Origin of the sequence: Nocardia nova NBRC 15556 (genome assembly GCF_001613005.1) — a bacterium.
Classification (GTDB): domain Bacteria; phylum Actinomycetota; class Actinomycetes; order Mycobacteriales; family Mycobacteriaceae; genus Nocardia; species Nocardia nova.
Genome location: NZ_BDBN01000027.1, coordinates 52,292 through 66,722, shown reverse-complemented (window position 1 = coordinate 66,722; position 14,431 = coordinate 52,292). Strand labels below are relative to the sequence as shown.

Genomic DNA, 14,431 nt, shown 5'->3' with positions numbered 1-14,431 from the left:
CGGGCGCACCCGGCCTGAGCGCTTACGAGACGGAGTCCGATTCTGCTGCGGGCAGCGCCTGTTTGCACCATGCCAGCTCGGCTTCGCCGAGAGTGCCGAGTTCCATGGCACGTCGGCACCACTCGGGAACGAGCCGGACGAATTCGGCGGGATCGTAGATATCTTCCTCTTTGGAAAACTTTCCATTCCCGGCGTAGGTCAGAATGCTGATGTTGTCGGCGCCCATCTGTGAGCCGTCACCCGGATCGCGCATCAGATTGTTCAGCTTCACCACGATCACACCGTTGACATCGTCGATCAGATGCCAATAATCGGGAAACGAGGTCATCGCGGAACCCGGAAACTGCGCGAGGGTCGGCTCGGCCCACGCCCAGATGGCGTCGGGTCCTTTCAGAACTCCGACCATTTGCTCGTGATATTCGGCGTCGGGGGTGAACAGGTCGACGAATTCGCGCCAGCTGCCCGTGCCCGAGGCCGCGCGGGTGACCGTCGCATGCCAGGTCTGAAACGCCGATTCCAGTTCTTCTCTGCTCCACGTGTTACTCATGTCCGGACGCTAACCGGGCACCGGACGGTGCGACAGAAGCCGTTTCCGCTCAGCGGAATTCGCGGGCTCTCCCACTGAATGGAAGACCACGTTCGACTGCCGTTCGCGCGAATCTAGGTTGGGGCAATCCGTCCCACCCCTGAGAGTGGAGTTCCGAATCATGGCGAAGAAGCCGATGCCCCCGCTCACGACCGCCCACGAGGTGATCGTCGACCTACTGGTCGTTGGTTCCGGCACCGGTATGGCCGCGGCGCTGGCGGCCCACGAACAGGGGCTGTCGAGTGTGATCGTCGAGAAAACCGCTTATGTGGGTGGTTCGACCGCGCGGTCCGGTGGTGCGTTCTGGATTCCGGGTAACTCCAGCCTGCCCGATTCGGACCCCGATCTGGCCGAGGCGCGCGCATATTTGCGGTCGGTCGTTGGTGATACCGCTCCTGCCGAGCGTGGGCAGGCTTTCCTCGATGCCGGTGCCGCGGCGGTCGAGATGCTCGAGCGGACCACGCCGATGCGATTCTTCTGGGCGAAGGGCTATTCGGACTACCACCCGGAGGAGCCCGGCGGCCGGGCAGAGGGCCGGACGTGCGAGTGCCGCCCGTTCGATGCCTCGATCCTGGGGGAGCAGCGTCCGCGGCTGCGTCCCGGTGTGATGGAGGCACCGGTGCCGATGCCGGTCACCGGCGCGGACTACAAGTGGATGAATCTTGTTGCGCGCAAACCGATCAAGGCGTTCTCGCGCATTCTGCGGCGGGCGGCCCTCGGTATCGGCGGCATGGTGATCGGACGCGAATATCTGGCCGGGGGACAGGCTTTGGCAGCGGGTCTGTTCGCGGGCGTGCTGCGAGCGGGAATTCCGGTGTGGACCGAGACCAGCCTGGTCCGGCTGATTCGTGACGGCGACCGGGTCGCCGGCGCGGTGGTGCGCCAAGGTGATCGTGAGGTCACGGTGACCGCGCGGCGAGGGGTGGTGCTGGCCGCCGGAGGCTTCGATCACGATATGGCCGCGCGGTACAAGTTCCAGTCGCCGCGGCTCGATGCCGACGCCAGTCTGGGATCCGAGGGCAACACCGGTGACGCCATCACTGCGGCCCAGGAACTCGGTGCCGGGACCGCGCTGATGGATCAGGCATGGTGGTTTCCCGCTTTCGCGCCACTGCCCGGCGCGGCGCCGCTGGTCATGCTCGCCGAACGCTCGCTGCCGGGCTCGTTCGTCGTCGACCAGACCGGCCGGCGCTTCGTGAACGAGGCGATGGACTACATGTCGTTCGGACAGGCCCTGCTGTCGCGGGAGCGGCGAGGAGATCCGGCCGAACAGATGTGGCTGGTATTCGATCAGCGTTACCGCAACAATTACATCCCTGCCGGACAGTACTTTCCCCGCCAGCCCCTTCCGCAGGCCTGGTTCGAGTCCGGTATCGCCCACCGTGCCGACGATCCCGCTGCACTCGCGCGGGCTATCGGGGTACCCGAGGACGCGTTCACCGAGACCTTCCAGAATATGAACCGCTACGCCGAGACCGGAACCGATCCGGAATTCGCGCGCGGCGCAAGCGCCTACGACCGTTATTACGGCGATCCCACCGTTTCGCCGAACCCGAATCTGGCACCGCTGCGGAAAGCCCCGTACTACGCGGTCAAGATGATTCTCAGCGATCTGGGCACCTGCGGTGGGGTGGTCGCCGACCAGGACGCGCGGGTCCTGCGTGAAGACGGCGGCGTCATCGAAGGGCTGTACGCGATCGGCAACACCGCCGCGAACGCCTTCGGCGCCAGCTATCCCGGAGCCGGGGCGACCATCGGCCAGGGGCTGGTCTTCGGGTACATCGCCGCGCGCCACGCCGCGCAGGAGACGACCGAGCCGGCCTAGACGACAATGGTGAAAAGCGCTCCACTCCAACGCATATCGATGAAGACGATCGGCGCCGGCAGCCAGCACGGGCCGCCGTCGACCGATCCGGAGGCGGCATGAACGACACGACCGAAGAGTGGCTGGGACTACAAGACAAGGTTGTGCTCATCACCGGAGCGGGCCGCGGCCGAAGTGCCGCACACGCGCACCGATTCTCGATGCCCGGCGCCCGGGTCGTACCGGGCGACACCGGACAGGAGCAGCAGTAGTGGCCCGCGCATCGGAAAACAACGGACTGGGGGCCTCGGACTACAAGGCGGTGCTGGGCCATTTCTGCAGCGGGGTCACCGTGATCACAGCGATCTCCGCCGGCAAACCCGTCGGATTTACTTGCCAGTCGTTTTCGTCACTGTCCCTGGATCCGCCGCTGATCTGTTTCTGCCCGGCCCGCACCTCCTCGACCTGGCCACATATCCGGGAATCCGGACAGTTCTGTGTGAACATCCTCGCTGCCGACCAGCAAGGGTTGTGCCGGCAGTTCGCGATGAGCGGCGCCGACAAATTCGCCGGAATCACCTGGCATCCCGCGGCGAACGGCGCCCCCAGGCTGGAGGGAGCGATCGCGTCACTGACCTGCGCGCTGGAGCGTGAGGTCGACGGCGGTGATCACACCATCGTGATCGGCCGGGTGATCGAAGCGGATGTGCAGCATGCGGGCCCTCCGCTGCTGTTTCATCGCTCCGCATTCAAACAGCTGGCCCCCGAACCCGATCCACGGTCCAGCACATGGATGCCACTGGACACCTGGCGGTGGGGGTGAGGCAGCACGGTTTTCGAGGAATCGAACTATGCATGCCTCATCGACGGTGTCGAACACCGGACTCTGCAACGCATCGGTCTGTCCGACGCACACCGCATGCGCGCGGTACCGAATTCTCCTGTGCGGCAATCAGGTTCACGTATCCATCACCTCGGATTCGTGGTCGACGACCTCGCGTCGCCTACTCGATGGCCTCTGACGAGGACAACAGCGTCGCGGGGATGGATACGACCGCGCTGATACCGCCGTACTCGGATTCGGTCAGCCGCACCGACAGTCCGTGCTGTCCGGCGAGTGCGGCCACCACGAACAGGCCTAGACGGAAGTCGCCTGTCAGTGCGGCGATGCCGAAATCCGGTGCCGCCGAGAGAAGCTCGTTGCGCCGCCCCAATTCTGCGGGATCCATGCCGAGCCCTTGGTCGCACACCGCCAAGCGCACATCGCCACCGATCACGCGGCCGTCGACGCGCACCCGCGACTGTGGCGGGGAGAACGCGGTGGCGTTGTCCATCAGCTCCGCCAGCAGGTGAACGACGTCGGCGACCACATGACCGGCGATTCGCACATCGGGCAGTCGGGTGATGTCCACGCGCTGGTAGTCGGTGGTTTCGGCCGCGGCGCTGCGCACGATGTCGAACAGCGACACCGGATTGCGCCAGCGCCGGGCGGGGCGTTCCCCACCGAGGATGATCAGGTTTTCGGCATTGCGTCTGGCGCGGGTCGCCAGGTGGTCCAGTGCGAACAGGGTCTGCAGATAGCTCGGATCATCGGCGTCACGTTCTGCCTGGTCGAGCACCTCGAGTTGCCGGTGCACCACGAGCTGGCTCCGATGGGCGATGTTGACGAAGACAGCCCGGACGCCGTTACGGGTGACAGCCTCCGAAGCGGCAGCCGATATCGCCGCGAACTGTGCCTGGTTGAAGGCGGCGGCCACATCCCCGATCTCGTCGGCGCCCGGATCGAGTCGGACGACTTCATTGTCGATCTGCACCTGCTCTCCACGGCGTAAACGGCTCATGATGGCGGGCAGGCGTCGCTCGGCCAGGTCGGTGGTGTCGGTGCGCAGGCGCACCAGCCGGCGAGCCAGCCGGTCCGCGGCGACGAGCGCGGCCGCGACCGCGATCACCGCGATGGCAACCGCCGCGAAAGCGGCGAGCATCGAGCGGTGCGAGATCCGGTCACCGGCCGCTTGCGCCGACACCCCGGCGGCGGCATTCTGCGCGCGCCAGAGTTCGAGTAGTCCGGATGTTGCGTGCGCGGCTGCTTCCGATGCGGCGTCGCCGACGATGCCGGCTCCGGGCGCGGCGACGATCAGCGCATCTTCGGCGGCGATGGTCGTGCGCCAGTCGCCGCTGTCGGACAACGCGCGCAGCCGATCTCGCTGCGGACCGGAAAGCTGCCATGCCAAGTGGTCCAGCGCGATCCGGTAGTAGCCGACCTCACGGGTGAAACGCTGCAGCTGTTCGGCGGTGAATCCGCGGGGTGTGGCCGCTGCGGCCAGCGCATGAGCCCGGGACATCGCCTCTACCGCGCGAAACATGGACAGCCCGGTACTCAATTCCCGCGCGGTGGCCGTATCGGGTGCGCGCTGCGCCGCGACGGCCGATCCGGTGGTGATGACCTCGACTGCTCGGTTGTAGTAATCGTAGGCATCGTCGGCGTTCAGCGTGCCGGCATCGATGCCCGAGCGGGTGGCGGGCAGCTTCGCGAGTACCGTCACGGAGTTGCCGAGGACGTCGCGGAATCCGGTGGGATCGATAGCGGCCAGCGCCTCGCCCATAGGAGTGAGGTCGGCAAGCGCGTGGTCGACGTGCGCGCGTGCCGATGCAAGAGTCGGGACCGGCTGTCCCCGCTGGGCGGCCACCATGGTCAGCTGCCGTTCCTGTTGCATCGCTTCGACCATGGTGACCACCGGCTCGAGTGCGCGACGGTTCTGGGCCGCCCAATCACGGGCGTGCTGGCCGGTTTGCAGGAAGTGACCTGCGGCGCCTACGGCGACGAGCAACAACGACATGCAGGGAATGGCCGCCACCGCGACGACGCGGGTGCGGATGCCGATCCGGGGCCTGAACACGGCCGAACGCTAAGGTGGCCACGTCTGCTTCCGGAGCCGGAATCCCGTTGAGCGGAAGTATTTTCGAAATCGCTTCCGGAATTGCTTCCGACCGCCTGTCACATGTGTGAGCCGCCGTCGATGCGGACTTCGGCGCCGGTGATGAAGTATGCGTCGGCGGAGGCGAGCATCGCGACCACCGCGGCCACCGCGTCCGGCTGGGCGAAAATGGCGCCGTCGGGAAGCGGCAGCATCGGCGCGGTCTTGCCGAACAGGGCGAAGTCGGCGTCGGCGGGTAGGCCAGGGCCCACGCTCTGCTTGGCTTCGCCGGTGCCGTCGGTCATGCCCGACGAGATCGAGCCCGGCTGAACGGAATTGAAGCGGATACCCTGCTTGCTGAATTCCATGGCCAGCGCGTGGGGCATCGCCTGGACACCGCCCTTCGAGGCCGCGTAGGCCGACATGTACGGGTGAGCGAACTGCGCCGAGGTGGAGCTGAAGTTCACCACCGCCGGGCCGGTACCCTCGCGCAGCGCCGGCAGGGCTTCCCGGATCACCACGAAGGTGCCGATGAGATTGATTCGGATCACCTGTTCGAAGTCGGCCACGGTGGTCTGCTCGAAGTGTGCCGAGCGCAGAATCCCTGCCGCGTTCACCAGTGCGTCGAGGCCGCCGAGCTCCCGGACCGCTTCGGCTACACCGGTTTTCACCGATTCCTCGGCACCGATGTCCATGACGACGGTGGTCAGGCGCTCTGCGTCGCCGCCTGCTTTGGCGTGCGTATCCTTCAGGCCGTCGGCGCTGATGTCCGCGGCCGCGACCCGGCCGCCCTCGGACAGGATGCGCAGAACCGTCGCCTGTCCGATTCCGGATCCGGCCCCCGTCACCAGGACTCGGCGATCGGCGTAGCGCTGCAGCGTAGTCATTGTGGTGGTACTCCTTTGTTCGTCACCGATGCGCTCAGCATGCTCAGGCGCAGCGATTGTTCAACAGGGTGATTTCACTGGCCGGGATACTGGTTGCGATGCGCCGCGATCCGGTCGGTGATTGTGCGTATCGTCGCAGCGAAGGCGGGATGGTCCGGCCGGTGTACTCGGTATTGCCGATGCTGTAAGCGACCGAAAGCGTTGAGCTGCGGAGAGGGTCGTCGTCCCAGTCGTAGGCGTATGACTTCCTGCCCCGGAGGACTTGCAGGTCGATAATGGTGACCACTCTTCCGCTGAGCGGGAAATTCGCTCAGCGCCTTCGTATCACGCCGGTAACGTCCGCCGGGCGAACAGATTCGGGAGGTCGCGAAACGCCGCACCCTGTCCGAGAGAAGCGCAGTAGAGCCGGCCGAAGGTCGCGCGGACACCTTGCGGGCCCGACATGTGATTCGCCCTGCCGCGCCGGGCGATGCGCAGCGACAGATGGAAGGAACTCCGATGGGCACGTCGACACAGCAGCACCCCCTGGAGACCGTTTTCGACATGCTGCTTGCCGATCTGCGTACCCGTGGGATCGCCTGCAGCGAACCGACGGACCCGATCACCGACCCGGCATTCATCGCGCTGCTCACCGAAACCTATGCGATGGCGCCGCACGAGTATCCGGCCGATGCGCCGCTCGACGTCCCCGCCTCCCAGCCGTGATCGCATTACCGCCGGATGTCGCCGAAACTGCGCTGCTGCCGACCTTCCGGATAGGCGTTGCCGAGAGTCCGCTCTTCTCGCCTGACACTCACACCGGACCGAGTCGGACTCCGCTCGCGCAACTGCTGCGCCAGCCGAGACGCTTGCGGGCTGGATCTCGCTGTGCCTTGAACGAAGGAGATTGCCGATGAGTATCGTTCAGAAGATTTCCACCCCCGCAATGGCACCGGAAAATCCGGATGCGGGACCGTTGGTGGTCGACGGCTTGGAAGGTCTGCGTGGTGCAGCCGGCGCTGTGCTCGGCCCTACGAATTGGGTCCTGATCGACCAGCAACGGATCGACGGCTTCGCCGAAGTGACGGGCGATCACCAATGGATTCATGTCGACGTCGAACGCGCGAAAAGCTCACCGTTCGGGTCGACGATCGCGCATGGATATCTCACGCTGGCGCTGTGCAATCTCTTTCTGCCGCAACTGATCAACGTTCGGAACGTCTCCATGGGGGTGAACTACGGTGCCGACCGCGTCCGGTTCCCGGCTCCCGTGCCGGCGGGGTCGCGCGTGCGTGGTAGCGGCGAAATCCTGGCGTGCACCGACGTGCCAGGAGGGGTGCAGGCCACTATCCGAGTGACTGTGGAAATCGAAGGATCAGCAAAGCCGGCATGTGTAGTCGACAAACTGAGCCGCTGGATCGAATGACGGCGCGTTGCGCAACCGACGACCGCGGCAGGTGCGAGACCGGCGAAAAAGGATTCGGCAAGAAGTGAGGATGTATGCGGCTAGGTGGAAAAGTCGTTGCGGTCACCGGGGCCGGCAACGGGATCGGGCGGCAGGTCGTCCTGCGGCTGCTCGAACGCGGCGCCAGGGTCGCTCTGGTCGATCTGAACGGTGACTGGCTACAGCAGACCCGAGCGCTCGCCGCGGACCACGCCGATCGGATCTCAGTACACATCGTCGATGTCACCGACGTGGCGGCGGTGAACGCGCTGCCGGCGGCTGTCATCGCCGAGCACGGGCAGGTCGACGGGCTGATCAACGTCGCGGGTGTGATCCACCGGTTCGTTCCGGTCTCCGCCCTGGAACGCGGCGAGATCGAGCGCGTCGTACAGGTCAATTTCTGGGGCACGGTGAACATGTGCCTGGCGTTTCTCCCCGAGCTGCGGCAGCGGCCTCAGGCCGGACTCGTCAACGTGGCGAGTTTGGCAGGCCTGCTGCCCTTCGCGGGGCAGACGATTTACAGCGCGACGAAGGGTGCGGTCAAACAATTCAGCGAAGGGCTGTACCAAGAGCTCGCCGACACGGACGTCGCTGTCACCACCGTCTTCCCGGGCAACATCAGCACCGACCTCAGCCGTAATTCGGGAGTCGCGATGATCGACCCGGGTAACCGTAAAGTGCCGGCCACGACTCCGGAGCACACCGCCCGGCGCATCGTCGGCGGCATGGAGAAGGGGAAGTTCCGCGTCGTGGTCGGCCGGGACGCCGGCCTCCTGGACAGGCTGGTACGGCTTTCGCCGCGCTGGACGACGGATCTGATTTCCCGACAGATGAAGACCGTGCTCTGAGCCCAGTACCCGCGATCGACGATCTTCATCCATACGAATAGCGGTAACCCCCGCGGGCAGCCGACATTCCGACGGCGATTACGGTGAGAGACGGGAGGAAGACGGGAGCGCCGCCGCATCCTGCCCCCCGGAAACCGCCTCTCACCAGGCAATCTACAAGCTACGCCCGATAATCAATTTCATGATCTCGTTCGTCCCGCCATAGATCTTCTGGATCCGAGCATCCGTGAACACCCGTGAGATCGGGTATTCCGCCATGTACCCATATCCGCCGAACAGCTGGAGGCATTCGTCGGCGACGCGGCATTGTTGTTCTGTCAGCCACCATTTCGCTTTGGCGGCGGTGGGGATGTCGAGCTCGGCGCGGAGGTGTTTGGCGACGCAGTCGTCGAGGAAGGCCCAGGCGACCGAGGCGATGGTGTCGCATTCGGCGAGGGTGAATTGGGTGTTCTGGAAGTTGAAGATGGGTTTGCCGAAGGCCTGGCGTTCCTTGGTGTAGGCGACGGTCATCTCGACGGTCTTCTCGATCGCTGCCGCGGCGGCGACGGCCAGGATCAGACGCTCCTGCGGTAGTTGCTGCATGAGCTGGATGAAGCCGGTGCCCTCGGTGGCGCCGAGGAGGTTGGTCTTCGGGACGCGCACGGCGTCGAAGAACAGTTCGCAGGTGTCCTGGCCGTGCTGGCCGACCTTCTCGAGGTTGCGGCCGCGCCGGAAGCCGTCTCGGTCGGTCTCGACGGCGATCAGCGAAACCGATTCCGCGCCTTTGCCTTCGGAGGTCTTGGCGGCGACGATCACCAGATCGGCGAGCAGGCCGTTGGAGATGAAGGTCTTGGCGCCGTCGATGACGTAGTGGTCACCGTCGGCGACCGCGCGGGTGCGGATGCCCTGCAGGTCGGAACCGGTGCCGGGTTCGGTCATGGCGATGGCGGCGACGATCTCGCCGGAGGCCATCTTCGGCAGCCATGCCTGCTTCTGTTCCTCGGTGCCGTAGGCGTTGATGTAGTGCGCGACGATCGTGGAATGCACCGGGTTGCCGAGGCTGGGCGCCATGGTGCGGGTCTGCTCGATCGCGATCACGGCCTCGTGGGCGAAGGTGCCGCCGCCACCGCCGTACTCCTCGGGGATGGAGATGCACAGCAGACCCAATTCGCCTGCGCGGTTCCAGATTTCGCGGTCGACGTGGTGCTGGCGGCCCCAGCGATCCTCGTTCGGTGCGCACTCCTTCTCGAAGAAGCGGCGCGCCAAATCGGTGAGCGCGTCGAGATCTTCGTCCATCCACGGGGACCGATGCACCGGCACGGGGAAACTCCTCTGGTCGAATACGGTGTTCGTTCGCCAAGGTAGGAGCGCGCCGCGCGGCAGCCAATGACCGCAGCGCTCGATCTTGTGACCGGATCGCTCAGGGCGCGGCGGCGGGACCGCGATAGGAACCGGGGGAGCTGCCGGTCCAGCGCCGGAACGCGCGGGAGAAGGCGCTGGGTTCGGAGAATCCGAGCCGGCGCGATATCGCTGTCACCGTCTCGCCGCGCACCAGCGCCGCGATCGCGGCATCGCGCAGGATCTGTTCGCGGATGCGGCTGGGCGAGGTATGTTCCTCGCTCAATTTGCGCCGCAGTGTCGCGGGGCTGACGGACAGTTCGCCGGCGATCTGTTCGACACCGGGCCAGTGCCGTGGTCCGCCGCGCTCCAGGATCCGGCGCACCTGCGCCGCGGTGGACACCGAATCGTCGCCGCGGCCGATCACGGCCTCGGGGGCGTTGCGCAGGAAGCGCAGCAGATCGTCCTCGTCGCGCACGAGGGGTGCGGTGAGCAGGGCGGCATCGAACACCAGGGCCGGATGGGGCGCCGAAAAGCGCACGGGCGCATCGAAGATCAGGTCGTAGTCGTCGAGATCGTTGGGCGGATAGGGGACTTCGACGCGCAGCAGTCGCAGCGAGCCGCCCACCGACCAGTCCAGGAAGCGGTAGACGACCATCAGCATGGTGTCGATGATCAGGCTGTGTGGATGACGGATATCGCTGAGGTCGAACGCGATTCGCGCCTCGCGGGCGTCGGTGCTCAGCTGTAGCGGCGGAAATCCCGGCAGGGCCTTCTGGAACATCCGGAACCGGAGCAGTGCGGTGGCGAGATCGCGGGAACCGAGCAGGGCGAAGCACACCAGCCGGAAGGTGCCGCGCGGCATCGGGTGACGGCCCAATCCGAGTAGTTCGTCGTCGGTGCTGCGCCACAGTTGCTGCACCAGATGCACGGCTTGCCCGACGGTGACGCGGGCGCGGCCCTGGTTCAGCAGTTGCGGCGCGATGCCGGCTTCGGCGAGCAGTTCCCCGGTGTCCCACCCGCGCCGGCGCGCCAGGTCGACGATCGCGTGCACGCGCCCGATGGGCAGCGTGAAGGCGGTCGACGGTGGGGGCACTCGGCGACGCTATCAACGCCGCGTTCCGGCGCTCGTGACCGCCTCGGCGGCCGGATGTGCCGGGTTCGTCCGCGTGCACGACTACCATCGATCTTCCCGCCGTGGCGCGGGCGTTCCGGTGTCGGAAGGAGTGCGATGAGCCCTGCGACGATGGCCGCCTGGCAGGTGGTGCGGCCCGGTCCGATCGACGAATCCCCGCCGGTCCGCGCCCGGATCCCGATTCCCGAGCCGGCCGCGGGAGAGGTGCTGGTGCGAGTGCTGGCCTGCGGCGTGTGCCGCACCGATCTGCATGTCGCCGAGGGTGATCTGCCGGTGCACCGGCAGCGGGTGGTGCCCGGTCACGAGGTCGTGGGGGAGGTGGTGGCTGCGGGTGCCGGAGCGACGGCTGTCGCGCCCGGTGACCGGGTCGGTATCGCGTGGTTGCGCAGCACGTGCGGGGTGTGCGCGTACTGCCGCCGCGGCGCGGAGAATCTGTGCCCGAATTCGCGCTACACCGGATGGGACGCCGACGGTGGTTACGCCGAATATGCCACGGCGCCTGCCGATTACGTGTATCCGCTGCCTTCCGGGTATGCCGACGCGGAATTGGCCCCCTTGCTCTGCGCGGGCATCATCGGCTACCGGGCGCTGCGACGGGCCTCACTGCCGCCGGGGGGACGGCTCGGTATCTACGGTTTCGGCGGCAGCGCGCATCTGGCCGCCCAGGTCGCCCTGGCACAGGGCGCCGAGGTGCACGTGATGACCCGCGACGCCGCCGCGCGGGAGTTGGCCCTGGCGCTGGGCGCGGCCTCGGCGCAGGGCGCGGCCGACCCGCCGCCGGTGCCGCTGGATTCGGCGATCCTGTTCGCGCCGGTCGGGGACCTCGTGCTGCCCGCGTTGGAGGGGCTGGACCGCGGTGGTGTGCTGTCGATCGCGGGTATCCACCTCACGGACATCCCGGTGCTGAACTATCAGCGCCATCTGTTCCAGGAGCGCGAGATCCGTTCGGTCACGGCCAACACGCGCGCGGACGGCCGCGAATTCCTGGAATTCTGCGCTCGGCACCGGATGCAGGTTCGCATCAACCCCTATCCGCTCGAATCCGCCGACCGGGCCCTGGCCGACCTGGCACACGGCCGATTCGCCGGGGCGGCTGTGCTGCTGCCCGGAGCCCGCTGACCGCACCCGGTACCATCGAATTGGAACGCGTTCTAATTCATGACCGGGCCGGCGGTGCAGGAGGTTGCGATGGCGGCGGAGCGGCAGACGGCGGGCAATGGTCGCGGGGCGGCCGGCGGGCGCTTCGGTACGCGCGTATCGGGCACGACCTCGGTGCCCGCGGGGCGAATGGTGGATCTGCCCGGGCGCGGGCGGACCTATCTGGTCGATATTCCGGGGCCCGAGGGCGCACCGACGGTGATCCTGTTGCACGGTCTGGTGACCACGGCGATGCTGAACTGGTTTCCGGCCCTGGCGGAGTTGTCCGAGCACTATCGGGTGGTGCTGTTCGACCAACGCTGGCACGGGCACGGAATCCGTTCGCCGCGTTTCGATCTCGACGAACTGGCCGACGACGTCGTCGCTGTCGCGGAGGTGACCGGCGTGGACCGGCCGATCCTGGCGGGGTACTCCATGGGCGGCATCGTCGCCCAAACGGTCGCGCACCGGCGCCCGGACCTCGTCGGCGGCCTGGTGCTGTGCGCGACGACTTACCGTTTCCGGGAGAAATGGCGGGAACGGCTGTTCCACGGCGGGATGGCGCTGCTCGCCGGGGTGATGACCGAGACGGCGGGTCGTAGAGTGGCGGAGGCGGCGACCAAACTGCCGCATGTGCCCGAAATATCCTGGGAGACAGGGCGAATGGATCGCTGGGCGCTGGCGGAGCTGCGCACTACCAGCGGGTGGGCGATGACTCAGGCGATCGCCGAATTGGGGCGCTTCGATTCCTCGCCGTGGCTGTCGAGCCTGCGGGTGCCCACGGGCGTGGTGATCACGACACACGACCGGGCGCTGCCGGTCTATCGGCAGCTGGAGATGGCGACAATGATCGCCGGCGCGGAGATTTTCCTCGTATCGGCCGGACATGCGGCATGTGTACTCGAGGCGGACGCCTTTGTCCCTGTGCTCCTCGAGGCCTGCGCGGCGGTGGCCGCTCGGCGGGAGAGCTGAGGCGCTCAGCGCTGGGTCTGAGCCGCCTTCAGTAGCGCGGAGATGCTGTCGTGTACGGCGTCGGCCATCCGGTCCGGATCGGGAACCAGTTCACGGCAGGCGATGAAGCCGAAATCGAGATCGCCGTTGGCCGACAGCACCGTGACGTTGAGGCCGGCGCCGTGGAAGACCGGGCCGAACGGGAACAGCGCGTCGATGCGGTAGCCGAGGAAGTACAGCGGCTGCTGCGGTCCGGGCACATTGGAGATCACCAGGTTGTGCACCACCGGATGCCGTTCGGCGAGTTTGAACGACGAATAGGCGCGCACCGCGATCCGGAAGGTGTTCGGCGGCGCGTATTCGGCCCAATCCTGCAGGAAGTCCGCGCCCAGGACTTCGTGTTCCTCCTTGGCGCCGACGTTGGCCTCCGCAATGAGCCGCAGCCGTTCCACCGGATCCTCGACGTCGGTGTAGAGCTGGGCGAACAGCGTCGACACCTTGTTGACGCCGCGTTCGTGCCGTGTCGTCTCGTGGGTGGAGACGGGCACCGAGGCGATCAGCGAGGTGTCCGGTAATTCGTCGTGTTCGCTCAGGTATTGCCGGAGCGCCCCCGCGATGACGGTGAGGACGACATCGTTGATCTTCACGCCGAACGCCGCCCGGATCTCCTTGATATCGGCGAGCGGGGCGGTGGTGAAGGCGACGCTGCGATGACGGGTGATGGTGCGGTTGAACGGCGTGCGCGGCGCGGTGAACGGAATTGCCATGCCCTGTTTGTCGGCACGCCTGCGCTGCACCATCCCGCCGAGCTTGCCCAGCGTCTTGGGCACCATGCCGACCACGCCGAGTTTCGCCGGCATCCGCACCAGCCCTTCGGCCGCGAGGGCGAGATCGTTGGGTTCGGCGGACTTCGTGTCGGTCTCGGCCGGCGGATCGGGGTAGTGCACACCCGGCTCGGCATCGCACAGATAGGCCATCATGTTGGCGCCGGTGACGCCGTCGACGGCGGCGTGATGGTATTTCGACACCACGGCGACCTTGCCGTCGGCCAGGCCCTCGATCACCCACATCTCCCACAGCGGCCGGGCGCGGTCCATCGGCTGCGCGGCGATGTCGCCGACGAGTTCGGCCAGTTCCTTCGGGCCGCCGGGGGAGGGCAGCCCGAGGCGGCGGACGTGCCGGTCGAGGTCGAAGTCGTTATCGGTGACCCAGACCGGGTGGTCGAGGTCGAACGGGACCCGATGGACGCGGCGGCGCATGGAGGGGATCAGGTGCAGGCGGCGGCCCAGTTCCTCCTTCAGCGCGGTGAATTCGTAGTCGGTCCCGTCGGCGGGCGGGTCGAGAATCAGCAGCGCGCACACGTGCAGTAGTTGGGTGTCGGTCTCCAGGTACAGAAAGCTGGCATCCAGCCCGGTCAGTCGCTCCATA

Annotated in this window: 14 protein-coding genes; 8 read left to right on the top strand and 6 right to left on the bottom strand. The window is 66.7% G+C overall.

Annotated elements, in window-relative coordinates:
- Window positions 1–22 precede the first annotated feature (22 nt).
- The gene (locus tag NN2_RS12200) at window positions 23–547 is read right to left on the bottom strand and encodes a nuclear transport factor 2 family protein (protein ID WP_063013172.1); all 525 of its coding nucleotides are present in this window, start codon (window positions 545–547) and stop codon (window positions 23–25) included.
- Between the two features lie 160 nt (window positions 548–707).
- On the opposite strand from NN2_RS12200, the gene NN2_RS12195 reads away from it, so the two are divergent.
- From NN2_RS12195 to NN2_RS12190, 3 genes are all read left to right on the top strand, one after another.
- Window positions 708–2,411, top strand: coding sequence for a 3-ketosteroid-delta-1-dehydrogenase (locus tag NN2_RS12195; protein ID WP_063013170.1), 1,704 nt, complete (start codon window positions 708–710; stop codon window positions 2,409–2,411).
- 98 nt (window positions 2,412–2,509) lie between these two features.
- Window positions 2,510–2,662 (top strand): hypothetical protein, encoded by a 153-nt coding sequence (locus tag NN2_RS37100; protein ID WP_156511315.1) that lies wholly within the window; start codon window positions 2,510–2,512, stop codon window positions 2,660–2,662.
- Window positions 2,662–3,213 carry a flavin reductase family protein gene (locus NN2_RS12190; RefSeq protein WP_063013168.1) on the top strand — a complete coding sequence of 184 codons (552 nt, stop codon included), beginning with the start codon at window positions 2,662–2,664 and terminating at the stop codon, window positions 3,211–3,213. The genes NN2_RS37100 and NN2_RS12190 overlap by 1 nt, the downstream gene beginning before the upstream one ends.
- A gap of 181 nt (window positions 3,214–3,394) precedes the next feature.
- Here the strand turns inward: NN2_RS12190 and NN2_RS12185 are convergent, their stop codons facing one another.
- Together NN2_RS12185 and NN2_RS12180 are read right to left on the bottom strand one after the other, a co-directional pair.
- Window positions 3,395–5,287 (bottom strand): sensor histidine kinase, encoded by a 1,893-nt coding sequence (locus NN2_RS12185; RefSeq protein ID WP_063013166.1) that lies wholly within the window; start codon window positions 5,285–5,287, stop codon window positions 3,395–3,397.
- A gap of 98 nt (window positions 5,288–5,385) precedes the next feature.
- A complete protein-coding gene (locus NN2_RS12180; RefSeq protein WP_063013164.1) occupies window positions 5,386–6,192 on the bottom strand; it encodes an SDR family NAD(P)-dependent oxidoreductase in 807 nt (268 codons plus the stop codon).
- 498 nt (window positions 6,193–6,690) lie between these two features.
- Between NN2_RS12180 and NN2_RS12175 the strand changes: the two genes are divergently transcribed.
- The 3 genes from NN2_RS12175 (at window position 6,691) to NN2_RS12165 (ending at window position 8,463) form a co-directional block, all read left to right on the top strand.
- Complete coding sequence (locus NN2_RS12175; protein WP_156511314.1) at window positions 6,691–6,897, top strand: hypothetical protein; 207 nt, start codon at window positions 6,691–6,693, stop codon at window positions 6,895–6,897.
- Window positions 6,898–7,117: 220 nt separating this feature from the next.
- Window positions 7,118–7,597: a MaoC family dehydratase gene (locus NN2_RS12170; RefSeq protein WP_063013160.1), complete on the top strand. Its 480-nt coding sequence runs from the start codon at window positions 7,118–7,120 to the stop codon at window positions 7,595–7,597.
- Between the two features lie 74 nt (window positions 7,598–7,671).
- Window positions 7,672–8,463, top strand: coding sequence for an SDR family NAD(P)-dependent oxidoreductase (locus tag NN2_RS12165; RefSeq protein WP_063013158.1), 792 nt, complete (start codon window positions 7,672–7,674; stop codon window positions 8,461–8,463).
- 153 nt (window positions 8,464–8,616) lie between these two features.
- On the opposite strand, the gene NN2_RS12160 is transcribed toward NN2_RS12165, so the two are convergent.
- Together NN2_RS12160 and NN2_RS12155 are read right to left on the bottom strand one after the other, a co-directional pair.
- The gene (locus tag NN2_RS12160) at window positions 8,617–9,738 is read right to left on the bottom strand and encodes an acyl-CoA dehydrogenase family protein (RefSeq protein ID WP_063013263.1); all 1,122 of its coding nucleotides are present in this window, start codon (window positions 9,736–9,738) and stop codon (window positions 8,617–8,619) included.
- A gap of 124 nt (window positions 9,739–9,862) precedes the next feature.
- Complete coding sequence (locus NN2_RS12155; protein ID WP_063910736.1) at window positions 9,863–10,876, bottom strand: AraC family transcriptional regulator; 1,014 nt, start codon at window positions 10,874–10,876, stop codon at window positions 9,863–9,865.
- A 150-nt stretch (window positions 10,877–11,026) separates the two neighbouring features.
- Between NN2_RS12155 and NN2_RS12150 the strand changes: the two genes are divergently transcribed.
- Window positions 11,027–12,034: a zinc-binding alcohol dehydrogenase family protein gene (locus NN2_RS12150; RefSeq protein ID WP_063013154.1), complete on the top strand. Its 1,008-nt coding sequence runs from the start codon at window positions 11,027–11,029 to the stop codon at window positions 12,032–12,034.
- A gap of 69 nt (window positions 12,035–12,103) precedes the next feature.
- Window positions 12,104–13,024, top strand: a complete 921-nt coding sequence (locus tag NN2_RS12145) for an alpha/beta fold hydrolase (RefSeq protein ID WP_082856940.1) — start codon at window positions 12,104–12,106, stop codon at window positions 13,022–13,024.
- A 5-nt stretch (window positions 13,025–13,029) separates the two neighbouring features.
- On the opposite strand, the gene NN2_RS12140 is transcribed toward NN2_RS12145, so the two are convergent.
- Window positions 13,030–14,430 (bottom strand): WS/DGAT/MGAT family O-acyltransferase, encoded by a 1,401-nt coding sequence (locus tag NN2_RS12140; RefSeq protein WP_063013152.1) that lies wholly within the window; start codon window positions 14,428–14,430, stop codon window positions 13,030–13,032.
- Between the last annotated feature and the right edge of the window lies 1 nt (window position 14,431).